Below are 19,198 nucleotides of genomic sequence, written 5' to 3'. Positions count from 1 at the left end.
GCAGCGGCATCGCGCTGTGACCAGTACAGCGAGAATGTAGCGGGTTTGCGGCGTCGCGGGTAGATCATCCGCGACCCGTGCGGCCCGTGGCGTTCAGGTGCCAGTGCTGGACACGCTGGTGGTGCTGTCGGCTTCGTGCCCGGCGCGCCGGGCCGGCACGGTTAACCCGCAGACGCCGAAGCGCTCGAGCAGCGCCGGAATCGCGTCCACCGGCACGGGACGCGAGAACAGGAATCCCTGCGCCTCGATATGGCCGAGCGCGGCGAGCCAGGCAATCTGCTCTTCGGTCTCCGTACCTTCGACCACCACCGTGAGCCCGAGCGAGCGCGCCAGGTTGACGATCGCGGTGACCATCACGCAGACGCTGCGGTCGCCGGGAATTGCCTGGATGAACGAACGGTCCACTTTCAGCGTGTCCACCGAGAAACGGTTCAGGTACGACAGCGACGAGTAGCCGGTGCCGAAATCGTCGAGCGCGATGCGCACGCCGAGGCGCTTCAACGCGAAGATTTTCTCCGAGACGAGCTCCGGATATTCCATCATCGCCGTTTCGGTGATTTCAAGTTCGAGGCGGCGCGCGGAAATGCCGCTTTCCTCGATGGCGTGCGAGATGGTCTCGTACAGGTCGCCGCGCCAGAATTGCACCGCCGAAATGTTCACCGCGAGCGACAGCGTGTCGTAGCCCTGTTGCTGCCACAGCGCAAGTTGACGGCAGGCGGTTTCGATCACGAAGTCGCCGATCGGCACGATGAGGCCGGTCGATTCGGCAACCGGAATGAACTCGTTGGCCGGAATCAAGCCGTGCTGCGGATGATTCCAGCGCACCAGCGCCTCGAAGCCGGTGATGCAGCGGCGCGTCAGATCGATCTTCGGCTGATAGGCGAGGAACAGTTGCCCTTCAGCGAGCGCCACGCGCAATTGCTGCTCCCACTTCATCAGATGATCGGCGCGATGCGACAGTTGCGGTGAGTAGAACTGATAGCAGTTTTTGCCCGCGTCTTTCGCGCTGTACATGGCGAGGTCCGCTTTTTTCAGCAGGTCGATCTCGCTTTCGTTGGCCACCGAGTAGAGCGCGATGCCGATGCTCGCATGCAGCACGAACGAACTGCCGCGAACTTCGAACGGTTTGTCGAACGCTTCGGCTGCGGCTTCGGCCAGCTTGACGGCGCGCTTCTCGACGTCCTCGCCCTTGATCACGACGACGAACTCGTCGCCGCCGATGCGGCTCAACGCGCCGCCGTCGGCCACCGCGGCGGCGAGCCGCGAGGCTGTCATTTGCAGCACGATGTCGCCGGCGTTGTGGCCGAGCGTGTCGTTGACGGTCTTGAAGTTGTCGAGGTCGATAAAGAGAATCGCGAGGTGGCCGAGATTGGCCGGCTGCGCGACGTCGTGCCGCAGGCTTTGCAGCGTCGCGTAGCGATTGCGCAAGCCGGTGAGCAGATCGTATTCGACGAGGTGAGTCATCTCGCGCTCGCGGCCGAGCAGCTTGCCGATCAGGCCGGTCGCCACGGCAAAGAAGCTCAGCATGGCGAGCGAGATGAAGCCCGCCATCAGCAGATAGACGTTGCGCGTGTGGTTGTAGTCGGCGAATTCTTCCGCTTGCGACAAGCCCACCAGCACACCGAGCGGATAGCCGTCGATATGCCGGTACGACACGATGCGCGTGACGTTGTCGATCGAATCGACGTAGGTGCCCGACACATGCTCCGAGGTCGGATAGGAGCCGCTTGCGGAGAAGGCGCCGCTCGCGGTGTCGGCGGTGCCGGTGCGGCGCGCGAGCACGGCGCCGTTGTCGGAGATCACCGCGATCACGCCTTCACGGCCAATCGCCGCGTTGTTATAAAAATCGCTCGTGAAATAGCTGGGGTCTTCGGAGACCACCACGACGCCCGCGAACGAGCCGTCCGGATGATTCAAACGCCGTGTCATCTGCAAGGTCCAGTGGCCGGACACGCGGCCGAGCACGGGCTTGCTGATATACAACTGATCGTCGTTCTCGTGTTCGTGGACCTTGAAGTGTTCGCGGTCGGACAGGTCGATGCGCTTGGGATTGAGTTCGGCCGTGTTGGCGATCAGCGTGCCGTGCTCGTCGATCAACGAAACTTGCACGAGCGTTTCGCTTTGCACGACGCCTTTTTCCACCGTGCTCGCGAGATCGAAATGATTCGGCGTTTTCTCGAACTCGAACTTGACGAAGCGGGTGATCTGGTCGACCTGGTGAATCGCCTTGACCGTGTGCTGTTCCAGTGCCGCGGAGAGAATCGCAGCAGAGGCCATGGCTTCACGATAAGTGGCTTCCTTCTCGACCGACAGGCGCGCGAAGATCACCGTCCAAAGCAGGATCAGGACCAATATGCCGAGCGCGGGAATGGCGAGAAACGCGCGACGGCGCGACACCGCGGGGTCGCGGCGGGATTTGGCTTCGCGCTGGTCTGAGAAGCGGGACTGGCTCATCGGGCGGCCCGTGCCTGGGTGCCGGCCGGTAACAAACGCGCGAGAATTGACTGCGCTAGATTCATGGGTGGCTGCATGGTGACCAAGGTGCCGGGACTGCTGCGCAGAAGAAAGGAGCGTGGCGCCGTGCCTGACCATCCGCGGGTCATCGGGTACGTTTCGATATTACTTAATGCCACTGGATTAAGGAAGGGTCCGGGCATCGGGTATACGCGGGCGCGGCAAGCCGCCCCATGGGGCGAATCTGGCAGCCGGCTTGGACCGTCTTGAAGGCGCGGTGTAGCGGTCGTATTCGAGTATTTCATCGGCAATCGGCGCTCCGGCGCTTCGGCATTCAGGTGTGCCAGGCCTTTCCCCATGCACCGCGCATTCAATCGTGCGCACGATGCGGCATTCTGTGGTCGAGCGTGGCAAGGCGGGGTGGACCCCGGCCTCGTTACGGTTGCGAGCCGGTGTCCACGTTCGCGCTACGCAAGTAGCGCGCCGGTCAGGGCAGGCGGAAGGTACCGTCGACGATCGTCACCGACGAACCGCCAACCCATGTCTTGCCGCGTTGCCGAAGGGGGCTTCCCTCGGGGCGTGCATCGTCGTAGTGCACGCACACCTGGCCGGCACGGCCTAGCGCGGTGCCTTGACGCACCGAATAATGCGCGCCGGGGCGCAACTGCTGGGCGCTCAGGAGGCCTGCGAGCGCCGCGTTGGCGCTGCCGGTGACAGGGTCTTCACCCACGCCGAAGCTGCCCCCGGACATCAGGCAGCGCACCTCGAAGGTGGCCGGGCCATCGGCCTCGTGCGGGCCATAGACGGCGAGCCCGTGGGTATTCACGGAACGCACGATCTCGGATAGTGCGGCGGCATCGGGTTCCAGCGCAAGGCACTCGCGCGCCGAATTGACGCGCACCACGAGCCACGGCGCACCGTTGTCGACCGCGCAGGGTGCCGCGCTGAAATCGATCGCATCGCTACGCAAAGCCGCAGACAGCGCCGCGTAGCGATCCTCGCCAAGCGGCGTGACGCGCCCGGGCGGCGCGGCGAAGGCCCACGCGCCGAGCGGCTCGGACAGTGCCTCCAGTTCGACGAGCCCTACGCCGCACTGCTGCACGAGCTTGCCGGCCTGCTTCGGCTGATAGCCGCTTTCGAGCAACGCGTGCGCGGTGCCGAGCGTCGGATGACCGGCGAACGGCAATTCGCCATGCGTGGTGAAGATGCGCACACGATAGTCGGCGGCCGGGTCGGTGGGCTTCAACAGGAACGTTGTTTCCGACAGATTGGTCCAGTGGGCGATGGCCTGCATCTGATTCGCGTCGAGTGTGTCGGCGTCGAACACGACGGCAAGCGGATTGCCTTTGAACGGCACCGACGTGAATACGTCGACCTGTTTGAAACGGACAGTGTGGGCGGGCATGGGGCGCGGTCCGGCGAATCAAACGAATGGATAGGGTTGGCGGATTCTATCCGCTGACGGCGGAACGATCTACCTCACCACAAATGCAAAACGCGCCGCGGGTGGCTGACACCTCGCGACGCGTTTCGTTGCGCACTGCGCCGGGCGAACCGGCAGCCGTTGCGAGCCGCTCCTGCCATGCGGCTCGCGGGTTCGAGCGGGTTACTCCACTTCGGCGATCAGCTCGATCTCGACGCACGCGCCGAGCGGGATCTGCGCGACGCCGAATGCCGAGCGCGCATGCTTGCCACGTTCGCCGAACACATCGGCGATCAGTTCGGACGCGCCGTTGGTGACCAGATGCTGTTCGGTGAATTCGAGCGTCGAGTTGACGAGACTCATCAGCTTGACGATGCGCGTGACGCGGTTCAGGTCGCCCACATGCGCGTGCAGCGTGGCGAGCAGGTCGATGGCGATGGAACGCGCGGCGGCCTTGCCTTCCTCGGTGGTGAGGGTGGCGCCGAGCTTGCCGACCCAGACCTTGCCGTCCTTCTTGGCGATATGCCCGGACAGGTACACCGTGTTGCCGCTTTGCGCGCTCATCACATAGGCGGCTGCCGGCGCGCCTGCGCTCGGCAATTCGATGCCCAGTTGCTCGAGCTTGTCGTACACATTCGTTTGAGCCATGTTGTGTCCTTGATCAGTAGTGAAGTTCGGTTGACGCGAGGCGGGCGAAGACCGCGCTAAAAAACGCTCAGATCTTCGCGCGAATCAGCGCGGCGAGCCGCGACACACCTCCGTCGATCTTGGCCGGCGGCACCGTGACGAACGACAGACGCAGCGTGTTGTGTTGCGCCTCGTTCGCGAAGAAGGGGCCGCCCGGCACGAACGCGACGTTCTGCGCGACCGCTTCTTCGAGCAGCTTCATGCTGTCGATCTGCGCGGGCAGATTCACCCACACGAACATGCCGCCTTCCGGGCGGTTCCAGCTTACGCCTTCCGGCATGTAGCGTTCGAGCGCGGCCAGCATCGCCGCGCATTGATCGCGATAGAGTTCGCGAATGGTCGGCACGTGCGTGTCGAGAAAGCCGTCCTTGATCACTTCGTACACGATGCGCTGGGTGAAGCTCGGCGTGTGCAGGTCGGTGGCTTGCTTGGCTTGCACGAGTTTGAAGATCAGCTCTTCGGGCGCGATGATGTAGCCGACCCGCAGACCCGGCGCCAGCACCTTCGAGAACGAACCGAGGTGGACGATATGGTCCGGCGCCATCGACAGCATGGTGGGCAGTGGTTCGCCCGCGTAGTCGAGCGCGCCGTACGGATCGTCTTCAATGACCGGGAACGGCGCGGTCTTCGCGAACTCGGCGAGCGCGCGGCGGCGTTCGACCGGCAGGCGGCGGCCCGTCGGATTCTGGAAATTGGGCTGGGCGTACAACAGGCGCGCGCCGGCGGTCAGTTCGGGCGTGAGCGCTTCGGGGATGAGGCCCTGGTCGTCGGTCGGCACTTGCACGTAACGCGGCTCGTACATCGAGAACGATTGCAGCGCGCCGAGGTAGGTCGGCGTTTCCACGAGTACCGGGCTGTCCGGGCACACCAGCACTTTGCCGAGCAGGTCCAACGCCTGCTGGGAGCCGGTGGTGATCAGCACCTGGCTCGGGCGAATCTGTGCGCCGTTGACCGAATAGCGCTTCGCGATCCATTCGCGCAGCGGCAGGAAGCCTTCAGTCGCGCTGTATTGCAGCGCCGCGGCCGGCTCGTCGCGCAGAATGCGGTCGGCTGCCGCGCGCATGCGTTCGGCCGGGAAGGTAGCCGGCGAGGGTAAGCCACCCGCGAACGAAATGACTTCAGGCCGCTCCGTGACCTTCAGAATCTCGCGGATCGCCGAGCTCGTGAGCTTGCGTGCGCGTTCGGACAATTGCCACGTGGGGGCTTTCAAGTCGCTTTGGTCCATGGTCTCCTCTGCTGGTACTGGAACCGGTCAAAACTTCGATTATCGCGCGAGTCGGCGACCCGCGCGCGCTGCTTATTTAAGGGTCCGTAGACCGTCGGGTGTTTCAAACTCGGCGACGAGCGCCGGCGCGCCTTCCGTGGACTGCAACTCGATCAGATGCGCCGCACCCAGCCACCGCAGTTGCGCCGCCACCGTCTCGGCTTGCGGATGCACGCCCTTCAGGGACTTTAGCGTGATGCCCGTTTCCGGCAGCACCGCCGACGGATGCCGCACCGTGTCCCACTGAATCAGCGAGGGCAGCACACCGTCGCCGACGCCTTGCCAGGCGGGGAATGCGCCGTCGTCGGGCACGGTCAGGCCCCAGGTGAAATCGCCGCGCGTCATCGGAATCACCGGAGCAATGCGCTGCGGATACTGCGCTTGCCACGTCGGGAGGTGTTTCGGCCGCTCGACCCGGGCGACCCAGTGCGACAGATACGGCCCGTTTTCGAGCCGCGCGTGCGTGGCCGGGTCGTCGAGGGCGAACAGGCGGGCGCGCGGCGCATCGCCGCCGGCCGGCGCATGGTCCGGCGACGCGGCCAGCGGATCGATCGCGATCACTTCCAGATACACGCCGCCCCACAGGTTCAGCAGGCGGTTGTGCGTGCGCATCAACGGATGCGCGCCGCCGCCGGCCGGGGCGACGCCAAGCGTGTCGGCGACGTACTGCGTGCCCTCGTCGAGGGTGCGGGCGGAAATCACGAGGTGATCGAGGCGGAGCGGGTGAGCAGTCATGACGGATCGAGGAAACGGTTTCTGCGGTAAACCGGTACGTGCCGGGTGTGGCGGCAGCGTTGCCGGGGCCGTAAGCATAACCGTTTGCCGGATCGGCGGGCCATGCGGATGGCGTTTCGGCAGGGTATTGCCGGATCACGCGTGGATCCCGGGATGGCTCTCTAAGCGCCGCCGGACTGCGTCCCATCCTTTGCTTATCTCAAATGTAGCGGCGCCCACCGGCACAGTAACGGTACAATCGATTCGATACTGTTCGGTACAGTTGGAGCCCGTTATGTCCGTCCCGCTTGCCCAGATTCCCGCCCCGCACGACACCGCGTCGCTGACGCTGGTGGAGCAGCTCGTCCAGTGGGCGCGCCGTCGTATCGAGGAACGCGTGTTCCGCCCCGGTATGCGCATGCCGTCGATCCGCAAGCTCGCGCTCGACAAGGGCGTGTCGCGTTTCACCGTGGTCGAGGCGTACGAACGGCTGGTGGCGCAGGGTTTTCTGGAGTCGCGGCGCGGTTCCGGATTCTATGTGCGCGAGCGGCTGGCCGCGGCGGCCTCCGCCGAGATTCATCGGCTCGCCGAGGCGGCCCCCGCGCCCGCCACCATCGACGTGGTCTGGCTGCTGCGCAACATGCTGCACACGGGCGCACGTCCGGAGCGCAGTCCCGGCCTCGGTTATCTGCCGGCGCGCTGGCTCGACGGCGATCTGATCACCAACGCGCTGCGCACTCTCGGCCGGCAAAGCGGCGCGCAAATGCTCGGTATCGGTACGCCGCAGGGCTTCCTGCCGCTGCGTCAGCAGTTGCAGACGCGGCTGGAAGAGTTGGAGATCGGCGCTTCGCCGGATCAGATCGTGATGGTGTCCGGCATCACCCAGGCCATCGATCTGATCTCGCGCATCTACGTGAAACCCGGCGATGCGGTGATCGTCGGCGATCCGGCGTGGTTCCAGATGTTCGGGCGCTTCGCCTCGCAGGGCGCGCGGCTGGTCGGCATGCCGTACACGCCGGACGGCCCCGATCTCGATGCGCTCGAGTCGCTCGTGCAGACCTGGCGGCCGAAAATGCTGGTGATCAATTCGGTGCTGCAGAACCCCACCGGCACGTCGCTCACGGCGGCCCAGGCGTTCCGTATTCTGCGTCTTGCCGAAGCGTACGACTTCATCGTCGTCGAGGACGATATTTACGGCGATCTGTGTCCGCCGAGCTATCCCGGCACGCGGCTCGCGAGCCTCGACCAGTTGAAGCGCGTGATCTACCTCGGCAGTTTCTCGAAAACGCTTGCACCGAATCTGCGGGTCGGCTTCATTGCCTGCTCGCCCGAGGTGGCAATCGCGGTTAGCGACCAGAAGATGCTGGTCGGCATGACGAGCCCGGAACTGAACGAGCGTGTCCTGTACAAGATCCTGACCGAGGGCCACTACCGGCGGCATGTCGAACGGCTGCGCGTGCGGCTCGACGGCGTGCGCGAGAAGTCCGTGCGGATGCTGGAGAAGACCGGGCTGAAGCTGTTCCTGACGCCGATGGCCGGCATGTTCCTGTGGGCCGACACGGGCGTCGATGCCGACGCGCTGGCGGCCGCCGGCCACGAAGCCGGCTTCCTGCTCACGCCCGGCAGCCTGTTCTCACCGCAGCAGTCACCGACCACCTGGATGCGCTTCAATATCGCCAACTGCGGTGACCCGGAGCTGGCGACGTTTCTATGCCGCTATCTCGACAGCGTGGCGCGGCGCGCCTCTTGAAACCGCGCCGGCTCGCCCCCAATTAGGCGGACGATCCGGCGTACCGCGGCTCGCGGCTCCGGTGGCCGGCCCACCGGCGGCCGGCGGCACGCCGGCGGGCAGCCCGCAACGAACGGCGCCGCGCCCGACTTGAACCCCATTCGCAACAGAGAGGAAGTCCGACCATGGCACAAGAAACCATGAGCTTTCAGGCAGAAGTGAAACAGCTTCTGCACCTGATGATCCATTCGCTGTACAGCAACAAGGAAATCTTTCTGCGCGAGCTGATTTCGAACGCGTCCGACGCGGCCGACAAGCTGCGCTTCGAAGCAATCGAAAACAGCGCGTTGTACGAGAACGATCCGAATCTGCGGATTCGCGTGTCGTACGACAAGGCCGCACGCACCATCACGCTCGACGACAACGGCATTGGCATGAGCCGCGACGAAGCGATCGCCAACCTCGGCACGATCGCGCGCTCGGGCACCAAGGAATTCTTCGGCAAGCTCTCCGGCGACCAGCAGAAAGACGCTGCGCTGATCGGCCAGTTCGGCGTGGGCTTCTATTCGGGCTTTATCGTCGCGGACAAGATCACGGTCGAAACGCGCCGCGCCGGTTTGCCGGCCTCGGAAGGCGTGCGCTGGGAAAGCGCGGGCGAGGGCGATTTCGCGGTCGAGCAGATCGAGCGCGCCGCGCGCGGCACGACCATCACGCTGCATCTACGTGCCGATGAAGACGAACTGCTGTCGTCGCATCGTCTGAAATCGATCATCCAGAAGTATTCGGACCACGTCGCGTTGCCGATCCTGATGCAGAAGGAAGAGTGGGACGCGGAAAAGAGCGAGATGGTCACGAAGGACGAAGACGAGACCGTCAATCAGGCCAGCGCACTGTGGACGCGTGCGAAGAACGAGATCACCGACGAGCAGTACAAGCAGTTCTATCAGCACCTTTCGCATGACCATCAGGATCCGCTCACGTGGACGCATAACCGCGTCGAAGGCCGCAGCGAGTACACGCAATTGCTGTATGTGCCGACCCACGCGCCGTTCGACATGTTCAACCGCGATTATCGCGGCGGCCTCAAGCTGTACGTGAAGCGCGTGTTTATCATGGACGACGCCGAGCAACTGCTGCCGGCCTATCTGCGTTTCGTGAAGGGCGTGGTCGATTCGGCGGATCTGCCGCTGAACGTGTCGCGCGAAATCCTGCAGGAAAGCCGCGACGTGAAAGCGATCCGCGAAGGCGTGACCAAGCGCGCGCTGTCCATGCTCGAAGAGCTGGCCAATTCGGATAACGAGGCGGACAAGGAAAAGTACGCCGGTTTCTGGAAGGAATTCGGCCAGGTGCTGAAGGAAGGCATCGGCGAAGACTTCGCCAATCGCGAGCGGATCGCGAAGCTCGTGCGCTTTGCGTCGACGCATACGGACACGCCGGAGCAGACCGTGTCGCTCGCCGACTACGTCGCGCGCATGAAGCCCGAGCAGACCAAGATCTACTACGTCACCGCCGACACCTGGCAAGCCGCGACCCACAGCCCGCACCTCGAAGTGTTCCGCAAGAAGGGCGTGGAAGTGCTGCTGCTGACCGATCGCGTGGATGAATGGATCCTGTCGTTCCTGAACGAGTTCGAAGGCAAGCCGCTGCAAAGCGTGGCGCGTGGCGACCTCGATCTGGGCGCGTTGAACGACGAAGAAAAAGAGGCGCAGGAAAAGGTCGGCGAAGAGTTCAAGCCGCTCGTCGAGAAGATGAAGGAAGCGCTGAAGGACAAGGCCAAGGACGTGCGCCTCACGTTCCGCCTGACCGATTCGCCGTCTTGCCTCGTTGCCGACGACGGCGAAATGAGCGGCTACCTGCAACGCATGCTGAAGGCCGCGGGCCAGCAAGCGCCGTCGTTCCATCCGATTCTCGAAGTGAATCCGGAACACGCGCTGGTGAAGGGGCTGCATGCGGACAGCGCGAACTTCGGCGACTGGTGCCATCTGCTGTTCGATCAGGCCTTGCTCGCCGAAGGCGGCGCGCTGGAAGACCCGGCGAGCTTCGTGAAACGCACCAATGCGCTGTTGCTGGCGCGCGCGAGCCAGGCGTAAGACGAGCCTGATTCCGCGGCGTTGCAATAACGCTTGTGGTTGAAAAATGCGCTGCTTCGGCAGCGCATTTTTTTTATCCGACGCGGCAATGTCAGAGCCGCTTCGGTGCTCTCAAGCCAGGGGCTTAACGCGCGGGAGCCGCTGCCTCCACATGACGTACTTGCGAGAGCACGCAGCCGGCCAATTCCTTTGCCTCGTGACACGCGGCATGATCGGCCAGCACTTTCGCCGCGAGACTGCCGATCGCCTTGCTGGTCTGTTTCGACGTGTGATGCTGCGCCAGTGCCGATCCCGCCAGTTCCTTTTCCAGTTGCGCGACACCCGCGCGCCGCAATACGACAGCGGCTAGATGAGCGATGCGGTCGGACGTTTCCTTCGATTTCGCAGTGTTCAAGTGTTGCTCCAAGTTGTGATGGGTTGATCTGATCGGCCGGTGGGGCTGCGCCCGGGCATCGGTCGAAATTAATTATGGTTAACTAAATAAACAGAAGCAATGGCATTAAATTGAGATTGGTTTGTGAGATGCCAATGCTCGGCTTTATCTTATGATCGCGCGATTTTTATTCGGAGGCTTAAAGGATTATTTGGCGATCTTTAAGCGCCGCTAGCACTAGATCTTATTTTTGCGACTACGCACTCGCCCGCGACAACCACGCTCCTCATTCCCATGCCCGATTCCGCCTTGGCCGTCCCTCCCGATTCTGTTCATCTCCTGTGGTCGATCCTGCGCGAGCAAGGTTTCGATGCCGCCGCGCGGCGCGCGGCCGAATTAGCCGCGGCAGGCGTCACGCCGCAATTGCATGCGGACCTGTGTGCGAGCGCGGCGCATTTCGAAGCGGCGTATCACAGCGCGTCGCAGGCGCAAGCGTGCGCGAACGGGGCGCGCCATGCCCGGCTCGCGCTGTTTGCCGACGCGCTCGGTCAGGCCGAGGCGGCGCAGCGTCACAGCGAGTTGGCGGTGGCCGCGCAGCCGCTCGAGGCGACGCTCGACTGGGTGGCCTGGCTGATCGATGACTGCGGCGCGCCGTCGGCGGCTGTACCCATGCTGCGTGTCTATGAGCGTCGAGCGCCGCGGGACGCGCGCGCGCCGTGGTGTTTGTCGATCGCGTTGGCCGCACTGCCCGGGGCGGACGCGCGAGCCGAGCGTCGCGCGGCGCTGCTGCGGGCCTATGCGCTCGACCCCGCGATCGATTCGGCCTTGCCGTTGCAACTCGCGTTGGCGTTTCGCGAGATTCGCGACTGGCCGGTGGTCGAGCGCGTCTGCCGCGAGAGTCTTGCGCGTCATCCCGGCGATGCGGAAATGGCGTGGCAACTCAGTCACGCTCAATGGCAGTGCGACGACCCGGCAGCGTCGGAGGCCACCATGCGCGCCATGGACGCCGCCGCGCCTGGCAATGCGGACGTGCTGGCGGCAATCGGCATGTATCTCGGCGAGCAGGCGCGCTATGAGGAGAGCGAAGCGGCGCTGCATGCGGCGCTCGCGCTCGATCCGTCGGGGGTGCAGGCCGCGGTCGATCTCGCCGATCTCGAACTGCGGCGCGGCGCCTGGTCGAGCGCGTGGCCGCGTTTCGAGGCGCGTCTTGCGCGCGAAGACCGCGAACAGAACAACGTCGTCAGTCTGATGGCGCGCTTGTGCCCGCGCTGGCGTGGTGAAGCGCTCGGCGGCAAGACGCTGGTGGTCCACAGCGAGCAGGGCAGCGGCGACGACATCCAGATGGTCCGCTTCATTCCGTTCATGGCCGCTCGCGTTCGCGACGAAGGCGGCCGGCTGGTGCTCGCCGTGCGTCGTGCGTTGCAACCGCTGTTTGCGCGTTTCTACGCCGATTGCGTGTCGATCGAAGACGGACCGCTCGGCTCGCCAGACTACGCGTTGCCGATGATGAGCCTGCCGCTCGTGCTTGGCCTCCATCCGGAGCAGATCCGCGGCACCCCGTACCTGCGGGCCGATGCAGCGAAGGTGACGGCGTGGCGCGAACGGGTCGGCGCACGCGCGCCCGAGGCGAAGTGGCAAATCGGCCTCGTCTGGTCGGGCAGCCCGACGCATCGGCGCGACGCCAAACGGTCGATCCCGCTTGCGGCATTGGCACCGCTGCTGGCGCTGCCCGATGTCGTATTCCATCCGCTCACGCCCGCACGCCATGCCGATGTGACGGCGCTCGCCGCGCAGGGTTATCACCTGTGCGACCTGACCGATGGCTACGAGCACGGTTTTGATGACGTGGCCGCCCATCTTGCCGCGCTGGACGCGCTGGTAACGATCGACAGCGCGCCATTGCATCTCGGCGGCGCATTAGGGCATCGCGTAGTGGCAATGCTGGATCACGTCTCGCACTGGTCGTGGGGCACGCAGGAGTCGCAGTTCTGGTACGACTCCGTCGATCTGTTCCGGCAGCCGCAGCCTGCACAGTGGGCGCCGGTGGTCGAGCGGGTGGCGGCGCATCTTGCGGCCATGATGTCACCGGACCAGAAAGCCTAAGCGGCGCAGACCATTGCAGATAAAGCAATTCACGCAACTGATTGATCGATGTTGATGCACGAAACAGATTTACTACTCAGCACTTCCTTCTCCGACGATGTCGCCGCAATCACCGCACATGCCGACGCCTGCTTCGCCGCGGGGCGTCATCTCGAAGCGATAGCCGACTACCAGCGGGTCCTCGCGGAACAACCGCAAAACGTACATGCGCTCCACCGTCTCGGCCTCGCATCTTTCCGTGTCGATCAAACTGAGCGGTCGCGCGAGTATCTCGATCTGGCATTGAACCTCGCGCCTGAGCGTGCGGATATCTGGGAGCACCGCGGCTTGATCGCCGCGCTGGGCGGCGAGCTGATCGCGGCCGAAGCGTTCTACCATCGCGCCATGAGCCTGGGCGGCGGCACCGCGAGCCTGCATCGCAATCTGGCCGACTGCCTGAAGCTTTCGATGCGACTCGCCGAAGCACGCGGGCACTACCTCGAAGCGCTCGAACTCGAGCCGGCATTGCATCATGCGGTGCGCGCGCTGGCGCGAATCAGTACGCAGCTCGAAGGTCATCAGCACGCAGCGGACTACTGGCTGCGTGCCTGGCGGCTCGACTCGACGCATCTGCCCGACGCGCTCGAATTGATTGCGGCTCTGTGGCAAGCGCAGCGCGGCGACGCGATCGACGGCGTGATCGCCGAGTTGCGCACGCGTTTCGCGGCGGACGCATTCGCGCTGCAACAGGTGGCTTACACGCTGAATGGCGTAGAGCGTTTCAGAGACGCGATCAGCGTCGCCATTCAGGGCATCGGCGTCGATCCGTATAACGGCTGGCTGCATCACAACGCGTCGTTTGCGTTCAACATGCTGGGCGAATTCCCGGCTATGCATGCGCATGCTGTCGAAGCCGCGCGGCTGATGCCCGATCATCCGCTGATGCAATTCAATCTGGCTGCTGCGCAATTGCGCGCGGGCGACTTTAAAAACGGCTGGAAGCAATACCGATGGCATGAGGCGTTGCCGGAAAATCGCGATCTGGCTCGCCCGAATTTTCCAGAGTGGCGAGGTGAGCCGGTGGCGGGTCGCCGCTTTCTGCTCGTTGGCGAGCAAGGGCTTGGCGATCAATTGCAGTTCTTGCGCATGGCCGACTGGTTGCATCGTCTTGGCGCGCAAGTGGATGTCTGGGTCGAGGTTCCGCTGGGCGAAGTCGCGCGTCTCGCGACGGGTGTGCATGCCGCGTGGACCACCGCGCCGCCCGGACCGTACGACTACTGGTGCCGCATGCTCAGAATGCCGGAGCCCATGAATCTCGATTTGCCGATGTTGCCGCTCGCCACATCTTATCTGCGTGCATCGCCGGCCCAGGCGCAGCGTTGGCGGAACCGCCTCGACGCCCTTGCGCCGGTCGGTGCGTGCGGCCCGTCTGCAAAGCGCGTCGGCATTGTCTGGGCCGGCAATCCGGCGTACGGGCTCGATCGCTACCGGTCCATTCCGTTGCCGCAATGGCTGCCGGCTCTGGAGCAAACCGGCGTGAGCTGGTTTTCGCTGCAAAAGGGCGAGGCGCAAAACGAGGCGGTGACGTGGCGCACGGATCTCGGCATGCACAGGCTTGGGCCCGAGATCGGCACGTTCGCCGATACGCTCGCGATCGTGCAGTCGCTCGATCTGGTCATCACGGTGGACACCGCGGTTGCCCATCTGGCCGGTGCGTGCGGCACGCCGGTCTGGGTGCTGGTGCCGACCTTCACGGACTGGCGCTGGATGACGGAGCGCGACGATAGTCCGTGGTATCCGTCGGCGCGTCTGTTCAGGCAGCGCGAGTTGGGACGGTGGGATACGTTGCTCGATGAAGTCGCGCGAGCATTGCGCGATTTTGTCGCTAGCTGAGAGCGTGGCGCGTTCTGGCGCGAGCAGGGCGGCGAAAAAGCGGAATGATCCGAAATCGGCAATCGAATCGAAGTGCTTCGCGACCCGCGTCGTAAAAGATGGAATCCGCTGAAGGAAAGGGCGTGCGCGGCGGGGAAGGGTCCGACGGCCGCGCCGTTATAATCCGACACCATGTCTATCCGTTTCGTTGCCGCCGACGCCCACTGGCGCGTCGCTCCGTTGCCCGGCTTGAGCGCCGCGCAGAAAGACTGGTTGACCCGTGGTGGTTCACTGACCGCGCATCTGCGTGCGCTCGGCGCTGTCGAGGTACGCGTGACGCATGAGGGCGTCGCGCTGCCGTGGGCCGACGAGAGCGCCGCGCTCGGTCTCGCGCCGCGCGCGCCGGTGTGGGTACGCGAAGTCGTCCTCGCGGTCGACGGCGTGCCGTTCGTGGCGGCGCACAGCATCGCGCCGCTCGCCGCGAGCGCCGGCGTCTGGCAAGCCATGCGGCGCTTGCGTACGCGGCCGCTGGCCGAGTTGCTGTATAGCGACAGCAGCGTGGCGCGTTCGTCGCTGGTGAGCCGCAGATTGACTGCGCGGCATCCGCTCTATCGCCTCGCGGCGCGCGCGGTCGAAGGCTTGCCGCCGCACGCGGTGGTCGCGCGCCGCTCGGTGTTCGAGCGCCACGGCGCGCCTTTGATGGTGACCGAATGCATGCTGCCGGCGCTATGGGCGCATCTGGCGGGCTTGTCTCACGCGAGCTGGTCGGACGAGTGGCTCGCGCATCCGCGCGTGCGCGAACACGGCCGTCCGCTCGAGCACACCGCATCGCGCGCGCATCCCGCCACGCGCGCGACCGACGAGCGGCGCCGCTGATGCTGCGCGGCTTTCCTCCCGTCGCCGCGGCGGATACGCATACGCTGATTCTCGGCAGCTTTCCCGGCGAGGCGTCGCTCGCCGCGACACAGTATTACGCGCATCCGCGCAACCAGTTCTGGCGGCTTCTCGGCACCGTGCTCGACGAACCGCTCGCCGAACTCGCCTACGAAGAGCGTCTGCGGCGCGTGCTGGCTCACGGCATCGGTGTGTGGGACGTGCTCGCCGCCTGTACGCGCGAAGGCAGTCTCGATGCGGCGATCCGCAATGCCAGTCCGAACGATTTCGCTTCGTTGCGCGAGCACGCGCCGAAGCTCGCGAAAGTCTGCTTCAACGGCAAGACGGCGGGCCGCTTCGCGCCGGTGATCGGCGCAGCGGGCTACGCCACCCTCGTATTGCCTTCGTCGAGTCCGGCGAATGCTATGCTCTCGTTCGACCAAAAATTGCGTCTTTGGCGCGACATCCTTACATGACGAAATTGATCAAGCGCGCTTCCGCTGAAGCGCGTGCCTTCCGCAACCGTGACGCTGACGCCACCGGCGGTCGTCCTCAAAAGCAGAACGAGCAGAAGCTCCCGCGTGGCAAGAAGAGCGCTTCGCACGACGAAGATCTGCACGACGCGCCGCAAATCGAAGCGCCGCGCAAGCCCCGTTTCGCGCCGGTGACGTTCTCGGAAGAGGGCGGCGTGCGCTTCCTGCATTTCGGCACGGAGTGGGTTCAAGGCGCGATGCGTTTGCGCAAGCCGGATCACATCGAACTCGAATACGCGCAGCAGATGATGGCCTGGCTGCTGTTCATCGAAACGCCCAGGCGCATCGTCCAGCTCGGTTTGGGCGCCGCGGCGCTGACCAAGTTCGCGCACCGCTTCCTGAAGCACGCGAAGGTCGAGGCGGTGGAAGTGAACCCGGCAGTCGTGGTGGCGGCGCGGACCATGTTCGAACTGCCGCACGACGACGCGCGTTTGAGCGTGCACGAAATGGATGCATGGGACTTCGTCAACGACCGCGCCAACCACGGCACGATCGGCGCGCTGCAGATCGACGTCTACGACGCGACCGCGCGCGGTCCGGTGCTCGACAGCGTCGGCTTCTATCGTGCGGTGCGCGCGTGTCTGACCGAAGCGGGCGTGGTGACCGTGAACCTGTTCGGCGATCATCCGAGCTTCGTGCGCAACATGAAGCGTCTGAACGAAGCCTTCGACGGCCGCGTGGTCGCGCTGCCGGAAGTGCACGACGGCAACCGCATCGCGATCGCGTTTTCGGGGCCGCCGCTCGAGGTCCCGTTCACGGCGCTGCAAACGCGCGCCAAGCTGATCGAAACCGAACTCGGTTTGCCCGCACGCAAGTGGATCAAGGGTTTGCAGGAATCGACCGGACAGACCGGCGCCGCGTTCTCGATCTGATCTGGCGTGCCGAAGCGGTCGGACTCGCACAAGCCGGGTCCGGCCCGAAGCAGCATAGAGGCGCAATTGCCGAGCTGCCTCTCCCTTCGCCGTTGCGCCCACGCGACGGTTGCCTGCAGCACCATCCATCGCGCATTGAATAGCCGGTCCGCGTCCCCGTGACGCGGACGGGCGGCCTGTCAGAGCCAGGCCGCACGGACTTTCCCGCGCCCCGCCTCATCGCATCGACAACGCCGATTCGGACACCCCGCCACCGACCCCGAAAGCACGGTCGTGCTCGGGTCGTCCCTGCTTGACCGGGCGTTCGCGGCTCCTATACTCTTTCGAAGCTTTCGGGGCGCCCGTTGGCATTCGCGAGGCGACCCCTCGCTGCGGGATCCACCACCCGTCAAACACGGGCCAACATTTCAATAATAGGGAAGAGGAGACGTCATGGCTCACGACGCCGACGCGAACAAAGCCAGCAAGCACTGGCTCTGGTTGCTGCTGTTGCCCTGGATCGCAATGATCTGGGTGCCGTCATATAACAAGGTCGAACCGGTGCTGTTCGATTTTCCGTTCTTCTACTGGTATCAGCTCCTGTGGGTGCTGATCAGCGCCGTCATCACGGCGCTCGTGTACTTCAAGACCAAGACGCGCTCGAATAGCCGTCCGCAAGGGGGCGCACGATAATGAACGCCACAGCAACTTTCGTCTTCGTTCTGTTTTTTATCGGCGTCACGATTCTCGGCTTTATTGCGGCCCATTGGCGGCGTGGCGACCTCGCGCATCTGGAAGAGTGGGGCCTTGGCGGCCGGCGCTTCGGGACCATCGTCACCTGGTTCCTGCTGGGCGGCGACCTGTACACCGCGTACACCTTCATCGCCGTGCCGGCGCTGGTGTTCGGTGCGGGCGCAACCGGTTTCTTCGCGCTGCCATACACGATCCTGATCTATCCGTTCGCGTTCGTCGTGTTCCCGAAACTGTGGAGCATCGCCAAACGTCAGGGCTACGTGACATCGGCGGACTTCGTGTCGGCGCGCTATGGCAGCCGGATGCTCGCTCTGGCGGTCGCCGTGACTGGTATCGTCGCCACCATGCCGTATATCGCGCTGCAACTGGTGGGTATCGAAGTGGTGATCGGCGCGCTCGGTTTCGACACCAAGGGCTTTGTCGGCGATCTGCCGCTGATCATTGCTTTCGCGATTCTCGCGGCCTACACGTACACCTCGGGCCTGCGCGCGCCGGCCATGATCGCGGTGGTCAAGGACATCCTGATCTACATCACGATCTTTGCCGCGGTCATCGTGATTCCGCCGCAACTGGGCGGCTTCGGCCACATCTTCAGCATCGTGCCGCCGGCCAAGCTGTTGCTGAAGGCGCCGGACGTCTCCAGCCTGAACGGCTACAGCGCGTACGCGACGCTCGCGGTGGGTTCGGCGCTCGCGCTGTTCCTGTACCCGCACTCGATCACGGCGGTGCTGTCGTCGAAGTCGGGTAACACCATCCGCCGCAATATGGCCATGCTGCCGGCCTACTCGCTGGTGCTCGGCCTGCTCGCGCTGCTCGGTTTCATGGCGCTCGCCTCGGGTGTGAAGGACATGCCGGAGTTCGCGCCGTACTTCAAGGCGTTCGGCCCGAACTTCGCGGTGCCGGCGCTGTTCCTGCATTACTTCCCGTCGTGGTTCGTCGGCGTGGCTTTCGCGGCAATCGGCATCGGCGCGCTGGTGCCGGCGGCAATCATGTCGATCGCGGCAGCGAACCTGTACACGCGCAACATCCACAAGGAGTTCGTCAACCGCAATATGACGCATGAGCAGGAGACCAATGTCGCCAAGCTGGTCTCGCTGATCGTCAAGGTCGGCGCGGTGGCGTTCATTCTCGGTCTGCCGCTCACGTACGCGATCCAGTTGCAGCTGCTCGGCGGTATCTGGATCATCCAGACGCTGCCGGCGATCGTGCTGGGTCTGTACACGCGCGTGCTCGACTATCGCGGCTTGCTGGCCGGCTGGGCGGTCGGTATCGCAACCGGTACGTGGATGGCGATTTCGCTGAAGCTGGCCGGTTCGATCTTCACGATTCACCTGTTCGGCATGGCGATTCCGGGCTACGCGGCGGTGTGGTCGCTGATCGTGAACCTGGTGGTGTCGGTGGTGGTGAGCCTGCTGGTGCGCGCGGCCGGCATGCAGCGCGCCGAAGACCGTACCCGTCCGGAAGACTATCTGGACGTGGTCGAAAGCTAAGCACGACTAG

At 64.5% G+C, this 19,198-nt stretch carries 15 protein-coding genes; 9 read left to right on the top strand and 6 right to left on the bottom strand.

The features are described from left to right. Positions 1–93: 93 nt before the first annotated feature. The 5 genes from BLW71_RS10670 to BLW71_RS10650 all read right to left on the bottom strand — a co-directional run bounded on the left by BLW71_RS10670 (position 94) and on the right by BLW71_RS10650 (position 6,563). The gene (locus tag BLW71_RS10670) at positions 94–2,454 is read right to left on the bottom strand and encodes a bifunctional diguanylate cyclase/phosphodiesterase (protein ID WP_091796170.1); all 2,361 of its coding nucleotides are present in this window, start codon (positions 2,452–2,454) and stop codon (positions 94–96) included. Positions 2,455–2,941: 487 nt separating this feature from the next. Then, entirely contained in the window at positions 2,942–3,859 is a 918-nt protein-coding gene (locus BLW71_RS10665) for a PhzF family phenazine biosynthesis protein (protein ID WP_091796168.1), read from the bottom strand. Positions 3,860–4,060: 201 nt separating this feature from the next. Next, entirely contained in the window at positions 4,061–4,525 is a 465-nt protein-coding gene (locus tag BLW71_RS10660) for a RidA family protein (protein ID WP_091796166.1), read from the bottom strand. A gap of 67 nt (positions 4,526–4,592) precedes the next feature. Beyond that, positions 4,593–5,789 (bottom strand): aminotransferase-like domain-containing protein, encoded by a 1,197-nt coding sequence (locus BLW71_RS10655; RefSeq protein WP_091796164.1) that lies wholly within the window; start codon positions 5,787–5,789, stop codon positions 4,593–4,595. 72 nt (positions 5,790–5,861) lie between these two features. After that, positions 5,862–6,563: a VOC family protein gene (locus tag BLW71_RS10650; protein WP_091796162.1), complete on the bottom strand. Its 702-nt coding sequence runs from the start codon at positions 6,561–6,563 to the stop codon at positions 5,862–5,864. Positions 6,564–6,837: 274 nt separating this feature from the next. Between BLW71_RS10650 and BLW71_RS10645 the strand changes: the two genes are divergently transcribed. Beyond that, entirely contained in the window at positions 6,838–8,292 is a 1,455-nt protein-coding gene (locus BLW71_RS10645; RefSeq protein WP_091796160.1) for an aminotransferase-like domain-containing protein, read from the top strand. 164 nt (positions 8,293–8,456) lie between these two features. After that, entirely contained in the window at positions 8,457–10,361 is a 1,905-nt protein-coding gene (gene htpG, locus BLW71_RS10640) for a molecular chaperone HtpG (protein ID WP_091796158.1), read from the top strand. A 124-nt stretch (positions 10,362–10,485) separates the two neighbouring features. On the opposite strand, the gene BLW71_RS10635 is transcribed toward htpG, so the two are convergent. Beyond that, a complete protein-coding gene (locus BLW71_RS10635; protein WP_177205001.1) occupies positions 10,486–10,755 on the bottom strand; it encodes a hypothetical protein in 270 nt (89 codons plus the stop codon). Between the two features lie 273 nt (positions 10,756–11,028). Between BLW71_RS10635 and BLW71_RS10630 the strand changes: the two genes are divergently transcribed. The 7 genes from BLW71_RS10630 (at position 11,029) to mctP (ending at position 19,188) form a co-directional block, all read left to right on the top strand. Next, positions 11,029–12,837 carry a tetratricopeptide repeat protein gene (locus tag BLW71_RS10630; protein ID WP_091796154.1) on the top strand — a complete coding sequence of 603 codons (1,809 nt, stop codon included), beginning with the start codon at positions 11,029–11,031 and terminating at the stop codon, positions 12,835–12,837. A gap of 48 nt (positions 12,838–12,885) precedes the next feature. Then, positions 12,886–14,709, top strand: a complete 1,824-nt coding sequence (locus tag BLW71_RS10625; RefSeq protein ID WP_091796152.1) for a tetratricopeptide repeat-containing glycosyltransferase family protein — start codon at positions 12,886–12,888, stop codon at positions 14,707–14,709. A gap of 171 nt (positions 14,710–14,880) precedes the next feature. Then, complete coding sequence (locus tag BLW71_RS10620; RefSeq protein WP_091796150.1) at positions 14,881–15,564, top strand: chorismate--pyruvate lyase family protein; 684 nt, start codon at positions 14,881–14,883, stop codon at positions 15,562–15,564. Beyond that, on the top strand, positions 15,564–16,037 hold the full coding sequence (locus BLW71_RS10615; RefSeq protein ID WP_091796148.1) for a DNA-deoxyinosine glycosylase: 474 nt from the start codon (positions 15,564–15,566) through the stop codon (positions 16,035–16,037). Before BLW71_RS10620 ends, BLW71_RS10615 begins: the two co-directional genes overlap by 1 nt. Next, the gene (locus BLW71_RS10610) at positions 16,034–16,966 is read left to right on the top strand and encodes a class I SAM-dependent methyltransferase (RefSeq protein ID WP_091796146.1); all 933 of its coding nucleotides are present in this window, start codon (positions 16,034–16,036) and stop codon (positions 16,964–16,966) included. Before BLW71_RS10615 ends, BLW71_RS10610 begins: the two co-directional genes overlap by 4 nt. A 432-nt stretch (positions 16,967–17,398) precedes the next feature. Beyond that, positions 17,399–17,638 (top strand): DUF3311 domain-containing protein, encoded by a 240-nt coding sequence (locus BLW71_RS10605; protein WP_091796141.1) that lies wholly within the window; start codon positions 17,399–17,401, stop codon positions 17,636–17,638. Then, entirely contained in the window at positions 17,638–19,188 is a 1,551-nt protein-coding gene (mctP, locus tag BLW71_RS10600; RefSeq protein ID WP_091796139.1) for a monocarboxylate uptake permease MctP, read from the top strand. Before BLW71_RS10605 ends, mctP begins: the two co-directional genes overlap by 1 nt. Positions 19,189–19,198: the final 10 nt, after the last annotated feature.

The sequence above is a fragment of the Burkholderia sp. WP9 genome, from assembly GCF_900104795.1.
Taxonomy (GTDB): domain Bacteria; phylum Pseudomonadota; class Gammaproteobacteria; order Burkholderiales; family Burkholderiaceae; genus Paraburkholderia.
Note: the sequence above shows the minus strand (reverse complement) of the source record. Positions and strands in the feature narration are given on the sequence as shown.